We start from the raw sequence: 24,847 nt of genomic DNA on the forward strand, positions 1-24,847 counted from the left end.
GCGGCGAACGGGACGGCAGATCACTGCAGCGGGGCGTGATCCACCTTTTCCCTTCATTCGTACGAGGGAACATGTACGCTGCCGCTCACATCCAGCCCGCACGAGGCCGTCGCGATGCGACGGCGACAGGAAAGGTGCGCATGACGCAGCAAAGCGACCGCCTACGACCGCCGTCGGAAACGGCTCGCCTTGCGCTGCTCCTGGATCGTGTCGGCCGGGGCCGGGACCGCGATGCGTTCCGCGCCCTGTTCGACCATTTTGCACCGCGCGTGCGGTCCTTTCTGGTCAATCGCCGGGTCACGCCGGCCCAGGCGGATGATCTGACTCAGGATGTGATGCTGACGGTTTGGCGGAGGGCGTCCAGCTACGACAGGTCCAAGGCCTCCGCCGCGACGTGGATCTACACCATCGCCCGGAACCTGCACATCGACCATTATCGCAAGACTGTGAGGGCGCAAAAGCTCGACGGGGCCGATCCGGTCATGCAGCCGGATGCAGCACCGATCGCCGACGAACTCGTGTCCCGGTCGCAGGATGCGGGGACAGTCACATACGCCCTCGCCGAATTGCCCGAGGATCAGCGCATCGTGCTGGACCTGGCCTTTGTGGAAGGGCTTTCGCACAGTGAAATCGCCGCGCGGCTCGATCTGCCGCTCGGCACCGTAAAATCCCGCGTCCGGCTGGCGATGAACAAGCTGAGACAGACGCTTGGAGAACTGAAATGACCGAACGCGGTCACGCACTCGACGATAGCTGGTACCTGGATTATGCGGCCGGGGCGCTCGAAAGCGATGCGCATGGCGTCATCCTGGCCTCCCATGTGGAACTGTCCGACGAGGCTCGCGATCGCGTGTCCGTTCTCGAACGCGTAGGCGGCGCCTTGCTTGGCGAAAGCAACCCGGCCCCACTGGCGTTCGATGCCGACGAGATCTTCCGGCAAGACGCGCAGGAGATGGCCGGGTCCGTGCCCGCTCCCGCGAATGACGTCAGCCCCGACTTGCCCCTGCCACAAGCGCTGCAGGACTGGCTGGGCCGGACCGGTACCCGCGTGAAGTGGAGTTTTCTCGGTCCGGGCATGAGCAAGGCCATTCTATGGCGCGGTCCGAAGGGCGAGCGTTTGTGGCTGTTGCGGGCCCGGCCGGGCATGTCGATTCCCCATCACGGCCACCGCGGCCGCGAACTGACCCTTGTCCTGAAGGGCAGTTTCTGGGACGGCGACCAGCAATACGGGCCCGGGGACCTGGAAGAGGCACACCCCGGTGTGGAACACGATATCCGCATCGATGACGGGGGCGAGTGCATCTGCCTGGCGCTGACCGAAGGCAAGTTGCGTTTCGAGAATCCCCTGCTTCGGGCATTCCAGATTTTTACGGGACTCTAGTCCGGTATCCGGCAACTGACGGCAACATTGTGCCGAACCGGCATGCGTCTATGCTGCGTTTGCGCTACCATCGCGTGAACAAGATCGCCAACAGTCGGATAGCCGTAAACGATGAGCGTGAAAACGAGGGCCAACAAGCAATCCGGCGCAACCATCAAGGATGTTGCGCAGCACGCCGGAGTATCGGCGATGACCGTGTCCCGCGTTCTCAATGCCGAACCCAATGTCCGGCCTGAAACGCGCGAACGGGTACAGGCGGCAATTCGAGACCTAAACTACCGGCCCAACCTCTCGGCCCGGAACCTGGCGCGCGCGAACACCTATTTCATTGGCCTGCTCTACGACAATCCCAGCGCAGGATATATTTCCGAGCTCTTGATCGGTGCGCTGAACCGGTGCCGCAAGGCGGGTTACCACCTCATTGTGGAGAGCTGCGGCTCGGCCGATCAGGACTGGGAAAGCTCGATTGCAGACATGCTGCGGACGTCGAATTTCGATGGTGTGATCATTCCACCGCCGGTGTGCGACAATACCGCCGTGCTCGACGCGGTCGAAGCAGCAAAACTGCCGCATGTGCGCATCTCCCCGGATACCCAGCTCGACCGATCGCCGCGCGTGGTGACCGATGATCGGGAGGCGTCGCGGCGAATGGCCGACTATTTGCTCGGACTTGGTCATCGCCGTATCGGTTTCATTCAGGGGCCGGAGGGGCATGGCGCCAGCCGGGAGCGGTTCGAGGGTTTCAGCGAGGCGATGGCTGCTGCCGGGCAGAAGATCGATTCCGAACTGGTCGTGCCGGGGGCCTTCACCTACCGGTCGGGGCTGGACGCCGCAGAACGGCTGTTGACGCTGAAACAGCGTCCGACGGCAGTTTTTGCATCCAATGATGACATGGCCGTTGCGGTCATTGCCCTGGCCCACCGTTACAGCCTGAACATTCCTGACGACCTTACAGTGGTCGGGTTCGACGATACCCAAACCGCGACTGCAATCTGGCCCCAACTCACGACGGTCCGGCAACCGATTTCCGCCATGGCATCCGAAGCGGTCGAGCTTCTGGCCGAATGCCTAGATCTGGAACGTTCCGGCGAGGCCGGGCATGTCAATGAACGCCGCGAAATTCACTCCGAAATCGTCATTCGTGATTCTTCGGCCGCACCTGCCTGACCGCCGTCCAGGCGGCTTGCCGGGGCTGGTCGCCTCCGACTAGTGTCGCGGCGAACGCGGCCGATGCTTGGCCGCAATGTTCTGTGAATTCAATGAAATGCCCCCGCGGCCGGGGCGTTGTGAAGGACTGTTGGAGAGCATCCGGATGCCCGATTGGCGGGACAAGCCCGAACTTGATATGCAGGTCATTGCAACACTCGTGAATGCGGTCGGTCAGGCCGTATTCGATGACATGAAAGTCCAGTTCGTGTCCGATCTGACCGGCTTGGCGAATGCTTGTGAAGACGCGCTGGGGAAGGGCGACATGGTAACGGCCAAAGCCGCGGCGCACGCATTGAAGGGGGCGGCCTCCAATATCGGTCTGGTTCGGCTGAGCGCATTGGCCGCACAGGTCGAACAGGGCGATACGGAGTCATCGCACGCTCTGGAGACGGAATTGGAGACCGCGATCCGGTGTCTGAATGCCGCCTAGCTGTGGCAGACCGCGAAAGGACGGGAAATGGAATACGGGACCGAGATCGATACCGGCCGGCTGATTGTGACCCTGTCCGGTATTCTGACCTTTGACGACCATGAAAAGTTCCGAAGTGTGGTCACTGTTATTGCCGACAGTGATGTGGACACGGTGGTGGTTGACCTGGCTGCCCTGACCATGATCGACAGCGCGGGGATCGGCATGCTGCTTCTTGCCAATGACCGTGCTGGCAAGCAGGGCAAGAATCTGCGTCTGCGCGGGATGAGCGGTCATGTCGCCAAAGTGGTGGAGATGTCCAAGCTTGAACAGCTGATCCCGATCGACTGAGGGCAGAATGAGCGGTCACGGAATACCTTGTTCCGGGGCGGAAACGAAAACCGCCGGTGCCGATGAACGGTCCCGCATTCTTATTGTCGACGATCTGCAGTCTTCACGCACGCTGATCGGATCCGTGCTGTCGGCCGCAGGCTTTTTGCGACTGGACTATGCGGCCGACGGAATCGAGGCAATCGACCGTTTGTACGCCGATCCACCGGACATGGTGATCCTCGATATCGTCATGCCGCGAATGGACGGGTTTGAGGTTTGCCGCAAGGTGCGCGAGGAACTTCGTCTGGATATTCCGATCCTTATCCAGACAGGCGTGCAGGAGGCGGAATACAGGGTAATGGCCTTCGACGCGGGGGCTTCCGACATCGTCTCCAAACCGGTCAATGCCGGAGAACTGGTTTCGCGCGTGCGTCTGCACCTAGAACGGCGCCGCCTGATGGACAGTCTGCAGCGCTATCGGCGGCGCATGGAGGAAGAGCTGCTTGCTGCCCGGGCGATGCAGCAATCCCTGCTGATGGCCGATGACGACGTTGGCGCGATCGTCATTCCCCGCGGCGCGACAATGCAGACCTATCACAAAACTTCGAATGTGCTGGGCGGCGATCTCTGGCAGGTTTTTCCGGTGGACGAACACCGGTTCGGGATATTCATGATCGACCTTTCCGGACACGGTGTCTCGGCGGCGATCAATGCCTTTCGCGTGCATATGCTTGCCGGGGGGATGATGACCTTGCGGGCCGATCCCGCTGGCTGGCTCGAAGCGCTCAATCTCAGCCTTTTTCAGATTCTGCCTGTCGAGCATTTTGCGACGGCGTTTTACGGCGTGGTCGAACCGCGGCAGGGCCGGCTTGACTATGCAGCAGCGGGGTCTCCGCCGCCGATCCTGCTGCGCGATGGCGGCGGCTGGGAGGCACTGGATGGTGGCGGACTCATTCTCGGGTGTTCCCAGAGCGCCAGATACCCCGTGCGCCGTGCGGAAATAGGATCTGGAGATCGCCTATTCGTCTACAGCGATGCGCTCTATGAGAATTTCGACGATCCTGACCGTACCTTCGATACTGCGGAACTGGCCGAAAGGGTCGAGCTTGCGGTAACCGACCGGGCGCTGCCTTTTTCGGACGCCTTGCTCAATGCGCTTTTCGGGACCAGTGACTGCCAGCTTCGCGATGACCTTACCTGGATGCTGGTCGAAGTGAATGCGCCATGACGATTGCGCGGGACTGCATCTGGATCATGATTACCGACATGCCGCAGGCACGTGCCCTGGAGGAGTATCTGGGCCGCGAGGCCGGTGACCGCTTGCTGACGGGGCCCGGCCTGCCGGACGGCGTTTCGATAGGGATTGTTGTCGCCGACGATGCGCATCGCGGTGCGCTGAAGGCGGCGCGCCTGCGCGAGGCCGACTCGTTCCAGTCGATTTTCCTGACGGAAAGCCCCGATGCGGGCGTGACGGCAGATTTCGTGCTGCCGGCGGACGCCGATTTTCACACGTTGAAATCCGTTGTGGATGCTGCGCAGGAGTTCCGTGACCAGATTGCGGCCCTGCGCAGCGATGTAGCCGGCCGGCAATCGGCGGTTGGCACCATCATCAACGGGCAATTCGTGCTGCGCACCCTGGACGAGGCCCGCAATCTTTCGACGATGCTCGCTCTGGCCTGTCCCAATTCCGACATGGTGGCGGTCGGACTGCAGGAATTGCTGATCAATGCGGTCGAACACGGAAATCTGGAGATCGACGCCGCACTGAAGCAGGATCTGCTTTTGCGGGGAATGTGGCGCGAAGAGGTGGAGCGCCGCCTCGCGGACCCGCAATACACTGACCGCCGGGTCATCGTGTCCTTCCGTCGGGGCGAGCGCATGATTGCCCTGACCATCCAGGACGATGGTGCCGGGTTCGACTACAAGGCGCTTGAAGCGGAAGGGCCGCCGGCACGGGGCTATCGCGGCCGCGGAATAACGCTGGCCCGCACCCTTTCCTTTTCGTCTGTCACGTATCTCGGCGCAGGAAACATGGTCGAGGCCATCATTCTGATCGGCCCGGAGGCGCGCAACGCCGTTGTGACGTGAAACCTCCGTTGGCACTGTGCGATGCCGTTGGCTAGGCCTTCGGCAGAAGTCAGGCTGGAGCAGAATACCGTCTTTCATCTCATGCCGGGTGCGTTTGGCCGGGATGAAAGCGGTATAGTGCCGACCCCGGCGAAGAATAGAAATATTTTGCGTTCAACTGGGGTTCAGTGCGGTTGTGGTCTATCCTGCCTGCACTTGTCCGGATGCGACGGAACGCAGGGGGTGTCCCGGTCCGAACAGGTAGGCTCCGGAGGGGACCCGAAATGAGAACCTTTCTTGTAGCAGTCGCGTCAGTTGCACTCGTGGCCGTCCCGGCCGCCATATCGCAGGATTATTCCGCGTCACCGACCTATGGCAGCGTCAATCTGAGCTCCGGCTTCACGCCGGATCCCTACAATGTCCGCCTGACCTCAGGCGGAGCGCGTTCCGCGCGCAATGTGTCGAGTTCATGTCGCGGCTGGATCGCGAATTCACCCGACTACTCCGTGCACTACCAGGCCGGAAGCACATTCGATCTGACTATCGGCGCCGTGTCCAACTCGGACACCACGCTGGTGGTCAACGACCCCTATGGCAACTGGTATTGCGACGATGACAGCGGCGACGGGCTGAACCCGTCCCTCACCTTCAACAACCCCGCTTCGGGCCGCTATGACATCTGGGTCGGCTCCTACTCGGAAGGTGAGTATGCCGACGCGACCCTGTCGATCTCGGAGCTCGGACTGGCCGGAGGCTCGTCCTCGGGCAGCGGCTCATCCTATGGCGGCATCGATTGGTCGCTACCCGCCAATTTCGGCAGTGTCAGCCTTAGCGGCGGGTTTACGCCGGATCCGTATCGGGTCGATGTCGTGTCCGGCGGCACGCACCGGGCGTCCGAGGCCCGCAACGGCTGTGCCGGCTGGGTATCGTCCGCGCCGGACTTCGAGCTTCACTTCACGCCGGGATCTCTGCCGCTGATCCTGTCGGCGTCGTCGCGCTCGGATACCACGATCCTGGTCAACGACCCGAACGGGAACTGGCACTGCAATGACGATGGCGGGAATTCCGGGCTCAATCCGGCCCTGACCTTCCACAATCCTGCCGGCGGGACTTACGATATCTGGATCGGGTCCTACAGCCAGGGCGAGAATGCCCAGGCCTCGCTGTCGATTTCCGAACTCTACAGCGACTGACCGGACCGGACGTAGAGGAGGGCTGCCGGCCATGCGCGGGCAGCCCTTTGTCGTGTGGCCGGTTCGGGCTATGGCTGAACGGGGATCCAAGCGGGGCGTGTCGTCATGCGTATCATTCTGGGCATTCTGGCCGTCATTCTGGCAGTTGCCGCTATCGCCTTTTTCTACGTCATTCCGGTCCGGGTCGACGCCGGCCGCAATGTGGTGCGCGAGCATGCGGCCTACGAGATAGCGCCGGAAGCGGCAAGCCTGCATGCCGATCTGCGTGTCGCGGACCTGCATTCCGACATGCTCTTGTGGATGCGCGATCCCGCACGTTGGAACGATCGCGGGCATACCGACCTGCCGCGTCTGCGCGAGGGCGGGGTCGCCCTGCAGGTCTTCGCGAGTGTGACCAAGACGCCAAGTTCGATGAATTACGAGGCCAACGCGGCCAATAGCGACAACATTACGCCGCTCGCGATTGCCCAGCGCTGGCCGGTCGGCACCTGGGGCTCGATCCGCAATCGCGCGCTTTATCATGCCGAGCGCCTGAACCGGCTGGCCGGGCGGGACGATGCCTTCCGTGTGGTGCGAAGCCGGGCCGATCTGGAAGCGGCCCTGGCTGCCCGCGAGCGCGACCCTTCCGTACTGGCCGGGCTTCTGGCCACCGAAGGGGCGCATCCGCTCGAGGGCGAGCTGGCCAATATCGAGGCACTGTGGGAGGCCGGCTACCGGCTGATCGGGCTGCAGCACTTTTTCGACAATGCGCTCGGCGGTTCCCTGCACGGTCTCTCCGGCGACGGGCTGACGCCGTTCGGGCGCGAGGCGGTCGAGGCGATGCTGGCGCGCGGCATGATCCTCGATGTGGCGCATTCCTCGCCGCAGGTCGTGCGCGACGTCCTCGCCATGACGGACCGTCCGCTGGTGGTCTCGCATACCGGCATACACGGTCACTGCCCGGTCACCCGGAACATCTCCGACGAGCTGATGCAGGCGATCGCCGCCGGGGGCGGGCTGATCGGGATCGGGTTCTGGGAGGATGTCACCTGCGACGACAGCCCCTCCGGCGTGGCGGAAGCAATCCTGGCCGCGGTCGATCTGGTCGGTATCGACCACGTCGCCCTGGGGTCGGACTATGACGGCACGATCACCACAACATTCGATGCCTCGGAATACGCGGTTCTGACCGACCGCCTGCTGGCGGCGGGGATGGGTGAGGCGGAGGTTCGCCAGGTGATGGGCGAGAACACGATCCGCTTCTTCCTGGACAATCTGCCGGACTAGATCAGCGGGCCATACGCCGGCCGAAATCCCTGAGAATTTCCCGGGCGGCATTGTGCCCCGGCGCGCCGGTTACGCCACCGCCGGGATGGGTGCCGGCGCCACATTGATAAAGCCGCTGCAGCGGGCTGCGGTGATCGGCATGGCCCAGCACCGGGCGGGCCGAGAAGAGCTGATCCAGGCTCAGCGCGCCGTGGAAGATGTCGCCGCCGACAAGGCCGAATGTGCGCTCCAGGTCCTTCGGTGAGAGAGCCTGCCGGCCCATCACCGAGGCCTTGAACCCCGGCGCCCACCTGTCGACCGCCCCGATCATCAGGTCGGCAACCGTGTCGCGGTAGTCGTCCCAGTCCCGGCCGTCCGGCAGCACTGGCGCGACATGCTGGCAGAACAGGCTGGCGACATGCCGGCCCGGCGGGGCGAGGGTGTCGTCCAGCGTCGACGGGATCAGCATTTCGATAATGGGTTCGCGCGACCAGCCGTCCCGGCGGGCGTCCAGATAGGCACGGTCCATATAGGCAAGGCTGGGCGCCATCACGATACCGGCGGTAAGATGATCGCCGGGTTCGGGCAGGCAGGTGAAGCGCGGCAATTCGGCCAGCGCCAGATTCATCCGGAACGTTCCCGATGCGCACCGATAATGCGCGATACGCTCGCGGAAGTCGGCGGGCAGCAGGCCGGGATCGACCATGTGTTCGAACAGGAGCCTGGGGTTGAGATTGGAGACCACGGCGCGTGCCCGGACTGTCTCGCCGCTTTCCAGGACCACACCGCAGGCCCGCCCCCGCTCCGCGATCACTTCGCGCACGGGCGCATGGGTGCGCAAATCCACACCGCGTTCGCGGCACGCGGCGGCCATGGCCTGGGTGATCGCTCCCATCCCGCCGACGGCGTGACCCCAGACGCCCTTCTTGCCATTCACCTCGCCAAACAGGTGGTGCAGCAGGACATAGGCGCTGCCCGGCGTGTAGGGGCTGGCGAAATTGCCGACGATGCTGTCGAAACCGAACAGCGCCTTGACCGGGTCGCTCTCGAACCAGCCGTCCAGCCAGTCGCCGGCGGATTTGGAGAACAGGTCCAGCAGGTCGCGCTTGGCGGTCATGGAGAGATTGCCCAGCCGACCGCCCAGGCTGGCCGTCTTGATCAGTTCGGGCAGGGCGCCCGCCCAGCTGCCCTCACGCAGATTGGGCGGGGTTTCCAGTACAAGCCTGCGCAGCGTATCGGCGATGGTTTCCAGCCGGGTTTCATACTCGCCCAGGCGCTCGGCATCGCGCCGGGAGAATTTTGCCACTTCGGCCCGGGTAAGATCCGGACCCGCGAGGAGGTAACCGTCCTCAAGCGGCAGGAAATTGCCGATGCGGCGTTCGACGATCTTCAGCCCGTGGCGGTGCAGGTCCAGATCGTCGATGACTTTCGGATTGAGCAGGGAGACCGTGTAGGCGGCCACGGAATTGCGGAAACCGGGATGAAATTCCTCGGTCACCGCAGCCCCGCCCAGCACGCCGCGCCGTTCCAGCACGGTGACGCCGAGGCCGGCCTTTGCCAGATAGGCGGCGCAGACCAGGCCGTTATGGCCGCCGCCTACGATGACGATATCGGTATCGGCGGCCTTGCTTGGCGCGGGCCGGACAGGGGTTGTCATTCCACGAGAGTTTCCACGCGGATTAAAAAAGCGCAATGTCGAGCGGAAGTTGTGGCCTCAGCCAAAGGCCCCGGCGACATCCCTGGCCAGGACCAGAGCCCGCCCCCGGGCGACGATACGGCCGTCGGCGGCGCTGCAGGTCGTGGCCAGGTCGACCAGGTGTTTCTCCGGCCTCAGCCGCGTGATCTCGACCCGTGCCGTCAGCATGTCGCCGAGCGGGGCCGGAGCGAGAAATTCGGTCTCCTGCTTGAGATAGTTGGTGCCGCGTCCGGGCAGGTCGACCCCCAAAAGGCAGGAAAACATCCCGTTGATCAGCGCCTCGGGTACCGCCTCGCCGCTGTCGGGCGCGCCGGACAGCGTCTGCAGGGCGGCGACGTCCTCGCGGCTGAAGCGGCGGTGGGCCTCCACGAACTGTCCTTCGCTCAGCGGCATGGCACGACCTCCGTTTCGCCCCGGCAGGTCACCTCGCCATCGCCTTGGCGCGTCACCAGAAGCCGGATCTGCACGCGCTCCGGCGTTTCCCCGATCGTCTCCGCCTCGAACAGCAGGGGCTCGCCGGCGGGGGAGGGCGCGGGATACATGGTCGATTGCCGGACCTGACGGCCGCCGGGGACCAGTTCCTCTACCAGGCCGCGTAACACCGAGCACAGGAGTGCCCCGTGCGCCACCGTACGGCCGAAACGGGTATGGGCGGAGAAGTCCGGATCGACATGGATCGGATTGTTGTCGCCGGAGAGGGCGGCAAAGGCGTCGAAATCGGCCTGGGAAAAGGTGCGCTCACGGGCGACCCGGCGGCTCATGTTTGCGTCTCCGGGACCGGCAGAAGATGTTTTTGTACCTTGCCCGCAGCGGTGCGCGGGAAGTCCTGGGCAAAGCGGAAATGGCGCGGCACCTTGTAGCCGGCGAGACGTTCGCGGCACCAGTCGGCCAGCGTTTCCGCAGAGGCCTCCTGGCCGTCGCGAAGGATGATGTGGGCACAGCCGACCTCGCCCCATTTCTCGTCGGGCACGCCGGCCACCGCGGCGTCCTGGATCGCGGGGTGCTGGGCCAGTACATTCTCGACTTCGGCCGGATAGACGTTTTCGCCGCCGGAGATATACATCTCCTTGATCCGGCCGGCGACGAAGCAATATCCCTCTTCGTCGAACCGGCCCAGATCGCCGCTTCTGAGCCAGCCATCGGCCGTGAACAACGCCCCGGTTTCGGCTGGGCGTTGCCAGTAGCCGGGTGTGAGGCCGGGGCCGAAGAACTGGATTTCGCCGGTTTCGCCAGGCGGCAGGGGTATGTCGCCGGGACCGGCGATGCGCGCTTCGACCAGGAGCTGGGCCTTGCCCACCGAACCGATCTTGCGCAGGGCGTTCGCTTCGTCGACCAGAAAGGCAGTTGGACCGGTTTCCGTCATGCCGAACCCGTTGCACACGATGACGCCGCGGCGGGCGAAGGTTTCCACCAGAACGTCCGGCAGCGGCGCCCCGCCGCAAGACCAGTGGCGCAGCCTGGTAAGATCGGTGGTCTCGAAATCGGGGTGCAGGGTCAGTTCGCGATAGACCGCAGGCACGCCGAGCATGACGTCCAGCCGGCCTTGATCGATCAGGGTCAGGGTGCGGCCGGCATCGAAACCGGGCAGGATGTTGACCAGCCCGCCGGCGATCAGCACCGGCAATGTGTGCAGATTGATGCCGGCGGTATGGAAGAGCGGCAGGAAGTTCAGCGTGGCATCGGTCCCGCGCAGTCCGATCGCCTGGCCGATATTGATCGCATTGACCAGGGCCATGCGGAAAGTCTGGATCACCCCTTTGGGCCGGCCGGTCGTGCCGGACGTGTAGATCAGATACCACGGCTCTTCGCCGGGCCAGGCCTGGCGTCCGGCATGGGGGTCTGCGGCGTCGCGGCGGCGGGGATAGTCGGCTTCCAGGTCGAGGACGGGAATCCGGTATCCGGCCACGGCGGCATAGGCCGTCTCGTGGTCCTCGCGCCCGGCGGCGATGAGCTTCGGTTCGCAGTCGGCGATCAGACTGCCCAGTTCGCTGGCCGGCATGCGCCAGTTGAGTGGGACCAGGATGGCGCCCAGCTTGGCGCACGCGAAAAGGAGCTCGAAGAACTCCACCCGGTTGCGGCACAGGATCGCCACCCGGTCGCCATGGCCGACCCCGTCCGCGGCCAGCAGGCCGGCAGCGCAGGCACTGCGGCGGTCGAGGTCGGCATAGCTCAGCGTCTCGCCGGTCTCGACGGTGTGGAAGGCCGGTGCAGCCGGCGCCAGTGCGGCGCGGCGTGCCGTGATGTCGGTCAGTATGTCCATGCCTGTCCTCCCCTTTTTTGGGGCATGATTATCCGGCCGTTGCGAGGAAGGCGTTCATGCGCCCCCTTGTCTCCTCGCGGGCAATCCGGTCCAGAAAGGCCCGTTTTTCATTCTCCAGCCGTGCCGCCAGATCGGGACCGGCGATCTGGGTGTCGAGCAATTGCCGTGTCGTTGCCGCGACGCTGTTGTCCAGCGGTTCCATCCGGTCCAGCAGCCTGGCGACGGTATCGTCCAGCGCCGCGTCCGGAACGGCAACATCGGCCAGACCCATCTCGAGGGCCTGCCGGGCGCCGATACGTTCGTCCAGCGCCAGCCAGCGTGCGGTGCGGGCCCGGCCGATGCGTTCGGGCAGGAGCGCCGTCCAGCCGCCATCCGGGGCAAAGCCCATTTGTGCGTAGTAGGGCTGGATGAAGGCGCTTTCAGCCATCACCGCGATATCGGCGGCGAGCACCAGGCCGAAAGAGCCGCCGGTGACCGGGCCGTTGACGGCTGCGATGACCGGGCAGGGCATCGCCCGTATGTGCAGGATGACCCGGTTGAGGGTCGAGACGAGGCGGTCGGCATAGGCCAGGAGCGCGTCGCGCCGGTCCGCGCGGATATGAAATTCGCCGACATCGCCGCCACTGGAAAAGGCCCGGCCGGCGCCGGTCAGGACGACGGCCCGGGCGTCGCGCGCACCGTCGAGACGGCCGATGAGCGCATCGAGCAGGTCCGGTGTCAGAGCATTGCCACGATGCGGACGATCGAGCGTAATCCGGACGATGCCGTCCGAACGCACCGTCTCGATCTCCGCCTTCGTGGCGCTCCCTGTCATGGCTGCAACCCCCGCCGGATCAGGTCGCCCGCGGTGCGGGCGACGTCTTCGGCACTGAGCGCGCTGTCCCAGATGCCGTAGCGCAGGCCGAGAAACACGCTCATCCCGATCAGCGCCCAGGCGCGAACGGCTTCGTCTCCCGGATCGATCTCGCCGCGTTGCGCCGCCTCTTCGAGATTGCGCTCATAGCGCGCGGCGAAACTGTCATAGTGTGCCTTATATGCATCAGGCGCCACGAATTGCGACTCCTCGATGATGCGGTAGAGATTGGGGTGGGCACGGGCGAATTCGATATAGGCGACCAGGCCGAGATGCTCGGCATGAAGCCGGTCGGTTGCCCCCTTCACTCGTTTCGTGATCCAGCCACGTGTCATTTCGCCCATATGGGCGACAAGGGCCCGGAAAATCTCGTCTTTCGAGTCGAAATAGACGTAGAAGGTTCCCAGGGCGACCGAGGCCCGGCGGGTGATATCGCCGATCGAGGTGGCATGAAAGCCGTTCTCCCCGAACGCTCCCTCCGCCGCATCCAGCAACTTGTTTCGAGTGCGTTCCCCGCGTGCGGTTTTCGGCTTCTTGGACGCCGTTGTCGTTTCCAAAATTGACATATGATTCAGTTTTCACATAATTGGCTACAAATCAATATGACACAGAACATGCCGGAGTTCGGCATTGTCGGGGAGTGAAGCGGTGCTGGACATCCATTCGGATCGGGCAGCCGGTCGGCCGGAACGCGAAGGGCAGGTCATCCTGCGCGACGGTACGCCCATGTCCTACGGCGATGCCGGTACCGGACCGGTGGTCCTGGCCGTGCACGGCTGGGCGGCCAGCCGCATCTTCTTCGACGGTCTGAGCGGACGTCTCAGCGACGGGTTCCGTTTCATGGCGCCGGATTTGCGCGCCCATGGAACGACGCCGGCCGGGCAGCTGCCTCTCTCCATCGAGACACTGGCCGACGATCTGGCCGACCTGATCGAAACGCTCGATCTGTCAAGGATCGTGCTTGTGGGCTGGTCCATGGGAGCCATGGTCGCCTGGTCGATGATCGACCGGCACGGCCCGGACCGCATCGCCGGCCTGGTCGTCGAGGACATGACGCCGCGCATTCTCAACGACGCCGACTGGTCGCTGGGCATGTCCAGCGGAATGAAGGCGAAGGACAGCGCGCGGGCGATAGACCTGATGCGCGCTGACTGGTCCGGATACGCAGCCACGTTTGCGCCACGCATGTTTGCGCGGGACCGGCGCCGCGACGCCGCCGACATGGTGGCCGAAGCCACCGCCGAACTCAGCCGGCGCAACGGGGATGCGATGGCGGAGATCTGGGGGTCCATGGCCGCCCAGGACATGCGCGCAGCCCTGTCCGGCATCACCCTGCCGGTCCTCGTCGCCCATGGTGCGCGCAGCGAGGCCTACGGGCCGGAGACAAGCCGGTACCTCGCAGACACCTTGCCGCAGGCAGACATCGAAACCTTCGCCCGTTCAGGGCATGCCCCGCATCTGGAGCAGCCCGAAGAGTTCGCCCATGCGGTCCAGACATTCGCCCGCCGTGTCCAGGCAGGCGCAATCCACCAACAAAACATCGAGGGGAGTATCTCATCATGACCAGGACAATGACCAAGACCGCGCTGTTGCTGAGCACGGTGGCCGCAACGGCGCTGATATCGGCGCCGGCGACGGCCCAGGACGAGGAAAGCGCCGGTGAAACCCGGGACGTGATCACCGTCACGGCCCGCCGCCGCGAGGAAACGCTGCAGGACGTGCCGTTGTCGGTGACGGCCCTGTCCGGCGAAGATCTTCTGCGTGCCGGTGCGGTGGATATCACGGCGGTTGCGGAAACCACCCCGAACGTGACCCTGGAAGTCTCGCGCGGCACCAATTCCACGCTGACCGCCTTCATCCGGGGTGTCGGCCAGCAGGATCCGGTTGCCGGGTTCGAAGCCGGCGTCGGCATCTATGTCGACGACGTCTACCTGAACCGCCCGCAGTCCGCGGTGGTCGACATTTTCGATGTCGAACGGATCGAAGTCCTCCGCGGCCCGCAGGGAACGCTTTACGGGCGCAACACGATCGGTGGCGCGGTCAAATACGTGACCCGGCGTCTGGACGCCGACCAGCCCACGCTGAACGCCCGGATCAATGTCGGCAGCTATAATCAGTTCGACCAGATCGTTTCGGGCAGCGTGCCGCTGACCGATACGTTCCGCATCGGCGGGGCGATCGCCAATCTGACCCGTGACGGGTTCGGCGAGAACCTGCTGGCGGGCATGGACAACTACAACAAGGATGTCCTGGCCGGCCGCTTCTCCGCCGAGTGGGAGCCGAATGCCGACTGGTTCTTCCGCTTCAGCTACGACCGCACGGAAGACGATTCCAATCCGCGCCAGGGCCACCGGCTGATCCCGGGCGCCCTGTCCGGCGCACCGGTTCTGGACAATGTGTTCGATACGCGCGCCGGTCTGGACGTGGTCGAACAGAGTGTGGAAGCCGAGGGCATGTCGCTGACCGCCGAATGGCAGATCAACGAAAACTGGACGGCCCGCAACATCCTGGCCCAGCGCGAGGACGAGTCGACCACGCCGATCGATTTCGACAGCCTGCCCAGCGGCGATCTCGACGTGCCGGCGATCTACGAGAACGAACAATTCTCCGAGGAATTCCAGCTGCTCTATGAAGGCGACCGCCTGAGCGGCATCATGGGCGCCTACTATCTCGACGCCACCGCCCATACCGTCTTCGACGTGTTGCTGGAGAATCTGGGTGCCGCAATCAGCCTGCCGGGGCTCAACGCCCAGACCTTCGGCAATGTCGACACCGAGACGTGGTCGGTCTTTGCCAACTTCACCTACGAGCTCAACGACGTTCTCAGCCTGACGCTCGGCGGCCGCTATACCGAGGACGAGCGGACGTCGCGCGTCCTGCGCCGCACCTATATCGGCGGCTTCTCGGAGTTCTTCGGCGGTTCGGGTGTTGCCATCGCGACGACATCGGATTTCCTGGGCACGAATTCCTGGGATGATTTCAGCCCGACCCTGTCGCTGGCCTGGCAGCCCAATGCGGCCAACAATTTCTATTTCACCTACAGCCAGGGTTTCAAAGGCGGGTCCTTCGATCCGCGGGCCCAGACCACGGCCGCGCCGGACTTCGACGGAAACGGCACGGTCGAGTCCGACGAGATCTTCGACTTCATGGCCTTCGATCCGGAAGAGGTCGACAGCTTCGAGATTGGCTGGAAGTACGAGACCGGCCGCTATCGTCACAGCCTTGCCCTGTTCCACATGGACTACTCGGATATCCAGGTCCCGGGCTCGGTGGGCGTCGATACGGATGGAGACGGCGTCAACGACACCTTCACAGGCGTGACGACCAATGCCGGTGCCGCGACGATCCGCGGTCTGGAATATGAAGGCCATGCCGATCTGGGCGGCGACATTTTCGCCCAGGGCGATGTCCTGAATCTGGGCTGGACCCTGGGCCTGCTCGACGGCGGCTATGACGAGTTCATCAACGCCTTCGGTGTCGACATTTCCGACCAGGTGGAGATCCAGAACACGCCGGACACCACCGCCAGCGCCACGCTGGCCTATATCGCACCGGTGGCGAGCGGCGATCTGACCATCCTCAACACGATCAGCCATCGCGGCGACTCGACCCAGTTCGAGAACCCGTTCCCGGCGCTCGACCAGGAGGCCTATACCCTGTGGAACGCCTCCGTCGTCTGGGACAGTTCCGACGGGCGCTGGCAGTTCGGCGTGCATGGCCGCAACCTGACCGACGAGGAGTATATCGTCGCCGGCTATGACTTCGTGAACAACACGACCTTCGCGCCGGAACTGGGTCTGGAGGGCACGCTCACGGCCTTCTACGGCAATCCGCGCACGGTCACCGCGACGGCGGCTTTCCGCTACTGAGGCCGGGCTCGGGGCGAACCGGCACCTCCCCGGTTCGCGCTTGGCTGTATAGACTGGGCCGGCACTGCTCACGGTGCCGGCCCTTCCTTTGACCGGATGGATGGAATGGACATGACCCGCATACTGCTTCTGACCGCGATCGCGCTTGTCGTCATAGCCCTTGCCGCCTGGTTCCTGCTCGGACGCGGTGTTCAGGACGTCCCTGCTGCGGCGGTGGATTCGCCCTACTGGGCGGACAGCGACCGCATCGTCGAGGTCGATGGCGTGAATGCGCGCGTCCGCATGGAAGGTCCGCGCAATGCGCCGGCCGTCGTCATGATCCACGGCTTTTCCCACTCGCTGGAAAGCTGGGATGACTGGGCGGCCGACCTGTCGTCCGGCTACCGTGTCGTGCGCCTGGATCTGCCCGGACACGGGTTGACCGGTCCCGATCCGCAACGGCGCTATTCCGTCGATGAAACCGTGACTTTCCTGGGCGGCGTGCTGGATGCCCTGGACATCCGCCGGGCCAGCCTTGTCGGCAATTCCCTGGGCGGCCTGGTCGCGTGGCGCTATGCGGCCGGCCATCCGGACCGCGTCAGGGCGCTCGTGCTCGTGGCGCCCGGCGGATACTCGATCAATGGCGTCACCGAGGATCCGGTGGCCGTGCCGATGGCGGTGAACTTCTATCTCACCCAGGCGCCCCAGGCCATGATCGGGGCCGCCACGTCGGCCCTCTTCGGCGATCCCTCGCGCATGGATCCGGGCCTGCCCGGGCGTGTGCACACGATGATGCGGCGCGACGGTGTCGGCGAAGCCATGGTGCAGAGACTGGAAGTGTTCACCCTGCCCGATCCCGAGGCCGACCTGGCCCGTGTCCAGGCGCCCACCCTCATCCTCTGGGGCGGGCGCGACCGCATGATCCCGCCGGAACACGGCCGCCGCTTCGATGCGGACATTCCGGAGTCCACGCTGATCGTGCATGACGATCTCGGCCACATTCCCCACGAGGAAGCGCCCCGGCGAACGATCGGCGATGTGCGGGAATTTCTCGAGGCGAACTAGCGGTTCGAGCGCGAGGCGATTTCCGCCTGCAGGTCGGCCCAGTCCTCGGGGTCGACATCGCTTTCGCGCAGGACAACCACGCCAAGACCGGATTCGGCAGCCGCGGTCTCGTCTGCCAGGAGCCGGCCCAGCGCATGGGTGCGGGCGGTCTCGCGGTTGAGGCGCGGGCGGTAGACGATATCGCGCCCGCTCTGGTACCGGTCGACGGCGCCCTTGCGGCGCAGGCGGCGCAGCATGGCCAGGGTCTCGCCCGGTGCGCGCCGGGTGGCGACCGCCAGTTCGCCGACCGAAGCGCCGCCCCGGTCCCACAGGATGCGCATGGTGCGGTCTTCGTCTTCGGTCAGCTGTTCGTGTGCCGACATTTCCGTCATCCCCGCAGACTTCTACCGACAGACCCGAAATGCAACAGCAAGGGTCCCTTGGGACGCCTGTTGCAAACAGCGCGCCGGGATCAGCCGGCCGGACGTGCGCTGGCACTGCCTTCGATAGATCGCAGACCTGTCGCGTTGACGGATGCTCGCTGTTTCGATATATAACGTATAAATTATATAACGAAATGGTGATAGATGGCTGACCTCGACCGTCTCGATATGACTTTCACCGCACTGGCCGATCCGACCCGCCGCGCCATACTGGCACGCCTCGCACAGGGCGAGGCGACCGTGATGGAGCTCGCCAGGCCCTTTGCCATGAGCCAGCCGGCCGTATCGCGGCATCTCAAGGTACTCGAACGGGCCGGCCTCATCTCCCGGTCCCGTATCGGCACCAGCCGGCCGTGCCGGATCGAGCCGCAGGCACTGGCCGGTGCCACGCATTGGCTGGAAGATTTCCGCAAGCTCTGGGATGCGCGTTTCGCCGCGCTGGACAATTTGCTCGAGGACATGAAGGCCGGCCATGAGCCCGGTCCATACGATCACTGAGCCGCCACGCCGGCCGCGCGACCGGGCCGGCGATCGTTTCGCAGGGAGACAGGACATGTATCACCACACACTCGGCATCGAGACGCGCGGCAAGCGCGATCTCGTCATGACAAGACGCTTCAATGCCGGCAAGGAACTGGTTTTCCGCGCCCTGACCGAGCCGCATCTGGTCAAGCGCTGGCTGCTCGGTCCCGAGGGCTGGGTGCTGAAGACGTGCGAGATCGATCTCAGGGTGGGCGGCGCCTATCGCTATGTCTGGCAACATGCCGGGCGCGGCGACGAAATGGGGATGGGGGGAACCTATCTCGATATCGACCGGCCCGACCGGATCGTGCATTCGGAGATCTTCGACCAGAGCTGGTATCCCGGCACGGCCGTAGTCACGACACGGCTGAGCGAGGCCGATGGCGTCACCACATTCGAGGCGACCATCACCTATGAAAGCGAAGAGGCCCGCAACATCGTCGCCGCAAGCCCGATGCGGGAGGGCGCCGGCGCCAGCTACGACCGGCTGGACGGCGTGCTGGAAGATCTCGCGGCCGAGACTGCGGGGTAGCGCCTGGACCGGCGCCGGACTGTCCCGGCGCCGTCCGTGGCCTTCAGGCGCGCTTCGGCAGGATGCCCGGATTGCGCAGGATGGCGGCCGAGACCGGGCTGATGAGAACGCCGGCCGGGGAGGGTCAGTCCTGTTCGTGCAGCCAGGCCGCGTGCTTGGGCGCGCGCTTGGTCCGGCTCCATTCCTCGATCATCGGACGGGCGACACGCTTGAGTTCGGCCATCTGTTCCTCGGTGCCGGTATTGGCCGCCAGTTCGAGGCGGTGGCCGTTCGGGTCGAAGAAATAGATCGACTTGAAGATGCCGTGGTTCACGGGGCCGAGCACCTCGATGCCCTCGCCCTCGATATGCGCCTTGGCCGCCAGCAGTGCATCCATGTCCTCGACCTCGAAGGCAATGTGCTGGACCCATTCCGGCGTATTGCCGTCGCGCCCCATTTCCGGCGAGTTGGGCAGTTCGAAAAAGGCCAGGACATTGCCCATGCCCGCATCCAGGAAGACGTGCAGGTAGGGGTCCGGCGCCTTGGTCGAGGGGACTTCGTTTTCGGCGATGGCCAGTTTGAAATCCATATTCATGACGCGCTGGTAGAACTCCACGGTCTCCTTCGCGTCCCTGCAGCGATAGGCGACGTGGTGGATGCGCTTGAGATTGACGGTCATGTCTGCCTCCTCATGAGGGACATGTACCTTGGGTACGTGTCCCGGGAACTGTCATCCTTCCCCTTGATGGAGAAGGTGGGCCGAAGCGAAGCTTCGGGTCGGAAAGGGTGTTGCCCGGTGCTTGTCCGGGAGACACCTCGCCCCCACCCCCTCCACCGCACGTTCCGTGCGGTCCCCCTCCCCCCTGAAGGGGGAGGATGTGGGGTGGTTGGCGCCGCTAAGCCCTACGCGTTTTCCGATTCCTTGGTTTTCAGCACGCCGCGATTGATCTGGTCGCGCTCGATACTCTCGAACAGGGCCTTGAAATTGCCCTCGCCGAAACCCTCGTCTTCCTTGCGCTGGATGAATTCGAAGAAGATCGGGCCGATGGCCTTTTCCCCGAAGATCTGCAGCAGCAGCCGCGGCTGGCCGCCTTCGGTCGTCCCGTCGAGCAGGATGCCGCGCTTCTTCAGCTCCTCGGCCGGTTCGCCATGGCCCGGCAGGCGCTCGTCCAGCATCTCGTAATAGGTCTCCGGCGGCGGGGTCATGAACTTGACGCCGCATTCTTTCAGCCGGTCCCAGCATTCGATGAGGTTGTCGCAGGAAAACGCGATGTGCTGGATGCCTTCGCCCTTGTACTCGCGCAGATACTCTTCGATCTGGCCGACACCGTCCGATTTTTCCTCGTTCAGCGGGATGCGGATCAGGCCGTCCGGGGCTGTCATGGCGCGCGAGAGCAGGCCGGTATATTCGCCCTTGATGTCGAAATAGCGGATCTCGCGGAAGTTGAAGAGGTCCTCGTAATACTTGGCCCAATAGTCCATCCGGCCCTTGTAGACATTGTGGGTGAGGTGATCGATCACGTTGAAACCGCAGCCCTCGGGGTGTCGTTCGACACCCTCGATATACTCGAAATCGATGTCGTAGATCGATTGGCCGTCCCCGAACCGGTCGATGAGATAGACGGTCGCGCCGCCGATACCCTTGATGGCCGGCAGGCGCAGCTCGGAAACGCGCGTCTCCGTCTCCACCGGCTGGGCCCCCTTTTCCAGGGCCAGCGCGTAGGCGCGCTTGGCGTTCCTGACCCGGAAACCCATGCCCGAAGCCGACGGGCCGTGTTCGGCGGCGAAGAAAGCGGCCGGCGTGCCCGGTTCGTAATTGATCAGGAAGTTGATATCGCCCTGGCGCCACAGCTCGATATCCTTGGAGCGGTGATTGGCGATGTGGGTGAAGCCCATCGTCTTGAACACGGGCTCGATAATGCCGCGCTCGGGCGCCGTGAATTCGACGAACTCAAAGCCGCAAAGGCCGATCGGGTTTTCGAACAGGTCTGCCATGTCACGTCTCCTGGATTGTGGAGGCGCCGCGCGTCCCGCAGGGGCTGCGCGCACGGCGCCGATTTTGATCTCTTCCCTATCAGTTTGGTTGCTATTGCGTCAAGTTGTGATTGCAACTAAACTGGCGTCATGAACGAACCCGATCCGACCCCCACACCCGCATCTCCGGATGCGATCAGGCTGGACGAGTACTGGCCCTATCAGGTCACGGTGCTGGCCGACCTCATCGCCCGTCGAACCGCGACGATCGTCAAGCGCGAGGCCGGGCTCAACCTGTCGCAATGGCGTGTTCTGGCCGCGATCGCGGAGCGGCCTGGCCGCACGGCTGCAGATGTGGTCGCGATGACGCCGATGGACAAGGGCATCGTTTCGCGGGCGACCAAGGCGCTGCTGACCGGCGGTTTCCTGGTGCGGCGCGCGTCCCAGGCCGACGGGCGTGTCAGCCACCTCTTCCTGACCGGGAAGGGCGAAGCATTGTACCGGTCCTTGCGGGGGGCTGTCGAAGCGGTGCCGAGATCGGCGAATGCGATCCTCGATCCTGATCAGCAGGCGGAGTTTTGTGCCCTGGTGAAACGCCTTGCCAGAGCCATGCCTGAGGGGGACCGGGCGGACTAGCGGCGGCTCATCAATTATCACCGGTTCCGGCCGCTCCATTGTGTATAGATACCGCCAGGAGGGCGCCGGGTGACGACGCGAAACTGGATTGTCATTGCGTTGCATATCGTGGTGACGGCGGCTTTGGCCGGCGTCAGCGCGATAGCGGCCTATCATATTCTGAACACTGCCCTGGGCACGGCGCGGGCCGAGACGCTGCAGTCCTATATCCGGGTGCGGGCGGAACGCGAACAATTCCTGTTCGACGAGGCCCGTGTGTTCGTCGAAGCGGCCGAACAGGCCTTCCGCCGGCGGCTGGCCCACATCGGCGAAGACGATGTGAACGCCCGGTTCGACGATCTCTTTCCGCCCTTCGGCGATGGCACGCGGCGCAGCGCGCCGGACCTGTTCGACGGGCTCGAGCTGCCCGGCGGTGACTATGTCTTCGGCATCGGCGCCTTTCTTGCCGAAGGCGAACGCATGACGCAGGAAGAGAAACGTCGCTACCTGGCGGCGTTCCATGCGGTGCGGTCGGTCGGCGAGGCCCATCTGGGCACCTTCTCCAGCCTGTACTATTTCACCCCGGACCGACGCGCCCTGCTGTTCGCGCCCGGGCGCGAGGACCGGCTGGAGTTCTATCGTTTCGAGGCACCCGCCGACTTCGATCTCGAAGCCGACGAGGATCCGCGCCTGTTTTCGCGGCAAACCAATCCGCTGGGCGAAATGCAATGCACCCGGCTGTCCCGCTTCGTCTACAGCGATGGCGGAGAGCGCTCGGCCACGGCGTGCCGCATGCCCATGTGGGAGGGCGACGAATTGCTGGGCGCCTTCGGCACCTCGATCATGATGACCGAGCATCTGGTCCGGGCGCTGGAAGCGCCGCCGGCGGGTGGTGTGAACATGATGTTCGATCGCGAAGGCAGCGTGATCGCGCGCGGACAGACCGGCCTCGTCGCCGACCGGCTGGCCATCGACCCGATGGATATCATGGCGCTGCTGCGCGACGATCCGCGCCCGCGCGGCATCGTGCGCGGTCCCGATGCCGGGCATCTGATCGCCTTCAGCCGGATCGACGGGCCGGACTGGTATTTCGTGTCGGTGATACCCCTGGACGATATCGAGGCGGCGTCCCAGCACTGGGCCGCCGTCCTGTTCGCGATCGTCTTCGTGTGTTCGATGCTGTTTGCCGGCCTGCGCGGCCTGATCCGGCGCTGGCGTCCGGTGCGCCGGCTGATCCGTATTCGCCGATCTCCGTCAAGGGGACCGGATCGCCACAGGACGATCCGTTTCGCCACCGGTTCGCCATTCTCCGACTAGGATGGCACGGACGGAATAAGCGCTGGTCATGCTGCCGCAGGCAGCGTATGAGGGCGCGCCCTTTCACCACAGGAATTGGATATCCATGAGCGCGTCCCTCGACAAGCTGCGCAACATCGCCATCGTGGCGCACGTCGATCACGGCAAGACCACGCTGGTCGACCAGCTTCTCCAGCAGTCCGGCACGCTGGGCGAACGGGCCAATGTGTCCGAACGCATGATGGACTCGAACGATCTCGAAAAAGAGCGCGGTATCACGATCCTGGCCAAGAACACGGCGGTCACGTGGGGCGACTGGTCGATCAATATCGTCGACACGCCCGGCCACGCCGATTTCGGCGGCGAAGTGGAGCGTGTGCTCTCCATGGTCGACGGTGTCCTGTTGCTGGTCGATGCGGTGGACGGGCCCATGCCGCAGACCTCCTTCGTGACCAAGAAGGCCCTGGCACGCGGCCTCAAGCCGATCGTGGTGGTCAACAAGGCCGACCGCCCCTCCGCCCGTCCCGACTGGGTGGTGGATCAGACCTTCGACCTGTTCGACCGGCTCGGCGCCGATGAGGACCAGCTCGACTTTCCGGTGGTCTATGCCTCTGCCCTGCAGGGCTGGGCCTCCAACGAGGCCGGCGAGCCCGGCACCGACATGACGCCGCTGTTCGAGATGATCACCCGGCATACGCCGAAGCCGGAGGTGGATCCGGACGGCCCGCTGCAGCTGCAGGTCTCGGCGCTGGACTATTCCTCCTTCACCGGCGTGATCGGCATCGGCCGCATCGCCCGCGGCCGGCTCCGGCGCAACCAGCCGGTCGTCGTTGCCAAGGCCGACGGGCGCAAGCCGAAGGGCAAGGTGCTGCAGATCTTCGGGTTCCATGGTCTCGACAAGGTCGAGCGCGATGCCGCCCAGGCCGGCGACATCGTGACTTTCAGCGGGATCGAGGATCTGAAAATCTCCGACACGGTGTGCGATCCGGAGCATGTCGAGGCGCTGCCGCTGCTCAGCGTCGACGAGCCGACCCTGTCGATGACCTTCCAGGTCAATGACAGCCCGTTCGCCGGCCGCGAGGGCAAGTTCGTGACCTCGCGCAATATCAAGGACCGGCTCGACCGCGAGCTGATCCACAATGTCGCGCTCAAGGTCGTCCAGCAGGACGATGCCGACAAGTTCACCGTGTCTGGCCGTGGCGAGCTGCACCTGTCCATCCTGATCGAGACCATGCGCCGGGAAGGCTTCGAACTGGCCGTGGGCCGTCCGCGCGTGGTCACCCGGGAAATCGACGGCGTGGTGTGCGAACCCTACGAAACCCTGACGGTAGACGTGGAAGAGGAACACCAGGGCGGGGTGATGGAGAAGCTCGGCCAGCGCAAGGCCGATATGAAGAACATGGTGCCCGACGGGCATGGCCGGGTGCGTCTGGACTATGTCATCCCGACGCGCGGGCTGATCGGCTTCCGCTCTGAATTCCTCACCCTGACCTCCGGTTCGGGCCTGATGTTCCACACCTTCGACCACTATGCCCCGCGTTCGGAAGGCGAGCTGGGCCAGCGGCACAATGGCGCCATCGTCTCGATGATCGACGGCAAGGCGCTGGGCTTCGCCCTGTTCAACCTGCAGGAACGCGGCAAGCTCTTCATCGGCCACGGCGTGGATGTCTATGAGGGCATGATCATCGGCGTGAATGCCCGCGAGGAGGACATGATCGCCAACCCCACCAAGGGCAAGAAGCTGACCAATATGCGCGCCTCGGGCACGGACGAGAACATCGTGCTCACCCCGCCGGTCAAGCTGACCCTGGAATACGCCCTGGAATTCATCAATGACGACGAACTCGTCGAGGTGACCCCCCAGTCGATCCGCATCCGCAAGGTCTGGCTGAAGGAACACGAGCGCAAGAAGGCCTCGCGCGCGGCGGGCTGATGCCACGCGGTAGGC

The 24,847-nt window shown here is 64.4% G+C and carries 26 protein-coding genes; 17 read left to right on the plus strand and 9 right to left on the minus strand.

Going from position 1 to position 24,847, the window contains the following annotated elements; genetic code table 11:
* Positions 1–140 precede the first annotated feature (140 nt).
* From Q1U94_RS11985 to Q1U94_RS12025, 9 genes are all read left to right on the plus strand, one after another.
* Positions 141–725 (plus strand): sigma-70 family RNA polymerase sigma factor, encoded by a 585-nt coding sequence (locus Q1U94_RS11985; RefSeq protein ID WP_300544954.1) that lies wholly within the window; start codon positions 141–143, stop codon positions 723–725.
* Positions 722–1,381, plus strand: a complete 660-nt coding sequence (locus Q1U94_RS11990) for a ChrR family anti-sigma-E factor (RefSeq protein WP_300544956.1) — start codon at positions 722–724, stop codon at positions 1,379–1,381. The genes Q1U94_RS11985 and Q1U94_RS11990 overlap by 4 nt, the downstream gene beginning before the upstream one ends.
* A 111-nt stretch (positions 1,382–1,492) precedes the next feature.
* On the plus strand, positions 1,493–2,548 hold the full coding sequence (locus tag Q1U94_RS11995) for a LacI family DNA-binding transcriptional regulator (protein WP_300544958.1): 1,056 nt from the start codon (positions 1,493–1,495) through the stop codon (positions 2,546–2,548).
* 145 nt (positions 2,549–2,693) lie between these two features.
* A complete protein-coding gene (locus Q1U94_RS12000; RefSeq protein WP_300544960.1) occupies positions 2,694–3,020 on the plus strand; it encodes an Hpt domain-containing protein in 327 nt (108 codons plus the stop codon).
* A 27-nt stretch (positions 3,021–3,047) separates the two neighbouring features.
* Complete coding sequence (locus Q1U94_RS12005; protein WP_300544963.1) at positions 3,048–3,350, plus strand: STAS domain-containing protein; 303 nt, start codon at positions 3,048–3,050, stop codon at positions 3,348–3,350.
* Positions 3,351–3,357: 7 nt separating this feature from the next.
* On the plus strand, positions 3,358–4,560 hold the full coding sequence (locus Q1U94_RS12010) for a PP2C family protein-serine/threonine phosphatase (protein WP_300544965.1): 1,203 nt from the start codon (positions 3,358–3,360) through the stop codon (positions 4,558–4,560).
* Complete coding sequence (locus tag Q1U94_RS12015) at positions 4,557–5,420, plus strand: ATP-binding protein (protein WP_300544967.1); 864 nt, start codon at positions 4,557–4,559, stop codon at positions 5,418–5,420. The genes Q1U94_RS12010 and Q1U94_RS12015 overlap by 4 nt, the downstream gene beginning before the upstream one ends.
* 263 nt (positions 5,421–5,683) lie before the next feature.
* Entirely contained in the window at positions 5,684–6,592 is a 909-nt protein-coding gene (locus Q1U94_RS12020; RefSeq protein WP_300544969.1) for a hypothetical protein, read from the plus strand.
* Positions 6,593–6,697: 105 nt separating this feature from the next.
* Positions 6,698–7,858 (plus strand): membrane dipeptidase, encoded by a 1,161-nt coding sequence (locus tag Q1U94_RS12025; RefSeq protein WP_300544971.1) that lies wholly within the window; start codon positions 6,698–6,700, stop codon positions 7,856–7,858.
* Between the two features lies 1 nt (position 7,859).
* Here Q1U94_RS12025 and Q1U94_RS12030 read toward each other — a convergent pair whose 3' ends face one another.
* From Q1U94_RS12030 to Q1U94_RS12055, 6 genes are read right to left on the minus strand one after another with little or no spacing between them, the layout of a single operon-like run.
* Positions 7,860–9,494, minus strand: coding sequence for an NAD(P)/FAD-dependent oxidoreductase (locus Q1U94_RS12030; protein ID WP_300544974.1), 1,635 nt, complete (start codon positions 9,492–9,494; stop codon positions 7,860–7,862).
* A gap of 57 nt (positions 9,495–9,551) precedes the next feature.
* A complete protein-coding gene (locus Q1U94_RS12035; RefSeq protein WP_300544976.1) occupies positions 9,552–9,926 on the minus strand; it encodes a phosphate acetyltransferase in 375 nt (124 codons plus the stop codon).
* Complete coding sequence (locus tag Q1U94_RS12040; RefSeq protein WP_300544980.1) at positions 9,917–10,294, minus strand: MaoC/PaaZ C-terminal domain-containing protein; 378 nt, start codon at positions 10,292–10,294, stop codon at positions 9,917–9,919. The genes Q1U94_RS12035 and Q1U94_RS12040 overlap by 10 nt, the downstream gene beginning before the upstream one ends.
* Positions 10,291–11,793, minus strand: coding sequence for an AMP-binding protein (locus tag Q1U94_RS12045; protein ID WP_300544982.1), 1,503 nt, complete (start codon positions 11,791–11,793; stop codon positions 10,291–10,293). Before Q1U94_RS12045 ends, Q1U94_RS12040 begins: the two co-directional genes overlap by 4 nt.
* A gap of 28 nt (positions 11,794–11,821) precedes the next feature.
* On the minus strand, positions 11,822–12,607 hold the full coding sequence (locus Q1U94_RS12050; RefSeq protein WP_300544984.1) for an enoyl-CoA hydratase/isomerase family protein: 786 nt from the start codon (positions 12,605–12,607) through the stop codon (positions 11,822–11,824).
* The gene (locus Q1U94_RS12055; protein WP_300544986.1) at positions 12,604–13,212 is read right to left on the minus strand and encodes a TetR/AcrR family transcriptional regulator; all 609 of its coding nucleotides are present in this window, start codon (positions 13,210–13,212) and stop codon (positions 12,604–12,606) included. The genes Q1U94_RS12050 and Q1U94_RS12055 overlap by 4 nt, the downstream gene beginning before the upstream one ends.
* A gap of 82 nt (positions 13,213–13,294) precedes the next feature.
* Between Q1U94_RS12055 and Q1U94_RS12060 the strand changes: the two genes are divergently transcribed.
* The 3 genes from Q1U94_RS12060 to Q1U94_RS12070 all read left to right on the plus strand — a co-directional run bounded on the left by Q1U94_RS12060 (position 13,295) and on the right by Q1U94_RS12070 (position 17,559).
* Positions 13,295–14,209 (plus strand): alpha/beta hydrolase, encoded by a 915-nt coding sequence (locus tag Q1U94_RS12060; protein ID WP_300544988.1) that lies wholly within the window; start codon positions 13,295–13,297, stop codon positions 14,207–14,209.
* Positions 14,206–16,515 carry a TonB-dependent receptor gene (locus Q1U94_RS12065; protein WP_300544990.1) on the plus strand — a complete coding sequence of 770 codons (2,310 nt, stop codon included), beginning with the start codon at positions 14,206–14,208 and terminating at the stop codon, positions 16,513–16,515. The genes Q1U94_RS12060 and Q1U94_RS12065 overlap by 4 nt, the downstream gene beginning before the upstream one ends.
* Before the next feature lie 111 nt (positions 16,516–16,626).
* Complete coding sequence (locus Q1U94_RS12070; RefSeq protein WP_300544992.1) at positions 16,627–17,559, plus strand: alpha/beta fold hydrolase; 933 nt, start codon at positions 16,627–16,629, stop codon at positions 17,557–17,559.
* Here the strand turns inward: Q1U94_RS12070 and Q1U94_RS12075 are convergent.
* Positions 17,556–17,921 (minus strand): BlaI/MecI/CopY family transcriptional regulator, encoded by a 366-nt coding sequence (locus Q1U94_RS12075; protein WP_300544994.1) that lies wholly within the window; start codon positions 17,919–17,921, stop codon positions 17,556–17,558. The two genes, Q1U94_RS12070 and Q1U94_RS12075, sit on opposite strands and share 4 nt — an antisense overlap.
* Positions 17,922–18,125: 204 nt before the next feature.
* On the opposite strand from Q1U94_RS12075, the gene Q1U94_RS12080 reads away from it, so the two are divergent.
* The gene (locus Q1U94_RS12080) at positions 18,126–18,479 is read left to right on the plus strand and encodes a metalloregulator ArsR/SmtB family transcription factor (RefSeq protein ID WP_300544997.1); all 354 of its coding nucleotides are present in this window, start codon (positions 18,126–18,128) and stop codon (positions 18,477–18,479) included.
* Positions 18,480–18,534: 55 nt separating this feature from the next.
* Positions 18,535–19,035: an SRPBCC family protein gene (locus Q1U94_RS12085; RefSeq protein ID WP_300544999.1), complete on the plus strand. Its 501-nt coding sequence runs from the start codon at positions 18,535–18,537 to the stop codon at positions 19,033–19,035.
* Between the two features lie 124 nt (positions 19,036–19,159).
* Here the strand turns inward: Q1U94_RS12085 and Q1U94_RS12090 are convergent, their stop codons facing one another.
* Both Q1U94_RS12090 and hppD read right to left on the minus strand, forming a co-directional pair.
* The gene (locus tag Q1U94_RS12090; protein ID WP_300545002.1) at positions 19,160–19,693 is read right to left on the minus strand and encodes a VOC family protein; all 534 of its coding nucleotides are present in this window, start codon (positions 19,691–19,693) and stop codon (positions 19,160–19,162) included.
* Positions 19,694–19,917: 224 nt separating this feature from the next.
* On the minus strand, positions 19,918–21,009 hold the full coding sequence (gene hppD / locus Q1U94_RS12095) for a 4-hydroxyphenylpyruvate dioxygenase (protein WP_300545004.1): 1,092 nt from the start codon (positions 21,007–21,009) through the stop codon (positions 19,918–19,920).
* 129 nt (positions 21,010–21,138) lie between these two features.
* Here hppD and Q1U94_RS12100 point away from each other — a divergent pair, with 129 nt between their 5' ends.
* From Q1U94_RS12100 to typA, 3 genes are all read left to right on the plus strand, one after another.
* The gene (locus Q1U94_RS12100) at positions 21,139–21,624 is read left to right on the plus strand and encodes a MarR family winged helix-turn-helix transcriptional regulator (RefSeq protein WP_300545006.1); all 486 of its coding nucleotides are present in this window, start codon (positions 21,139–21,141) and stop codon (positions 21,622–21,624) included.
* 69 nt (positions 21,625–21,693) lie between these two features.
* Complete coding sequence (locus tag Q1U94_RS12105) at positions 21,694–22,920, plus strand: hypothetical protein (protein WP_300545008.1); 1,227 nt, start codon at positions 21,694–21,696, stop codon at positions 22,918–22,920.
* An 85-nt stretch (positions 22,921–23,005) separates the two neighbouring features.
* The gene (typA, locus tag Q1U94_RS12110; RefSeq protein WP_300545010.1) at positions 23,006–24,832 is read left to right on the plus strand and encodes a translational GTPase TypA; all 1,827 of its coding nucleotides are present in this window, start codon (positions 23,006–23,008) and stop codon (positions 24,830–24,832) included.
* Positions 24,833–24,847 lie beyond the last annotated feature (15 nt).

This window comes from Maricaulis sp. (genome assembly GCF_030149515.1).
In the GTDB taxonomy this organism is placed as follows: Bacteria; Pseudomonadota; Alphaproteobacteria; order Caulobacterales; family Maricaulaceae; genus Maricaulis.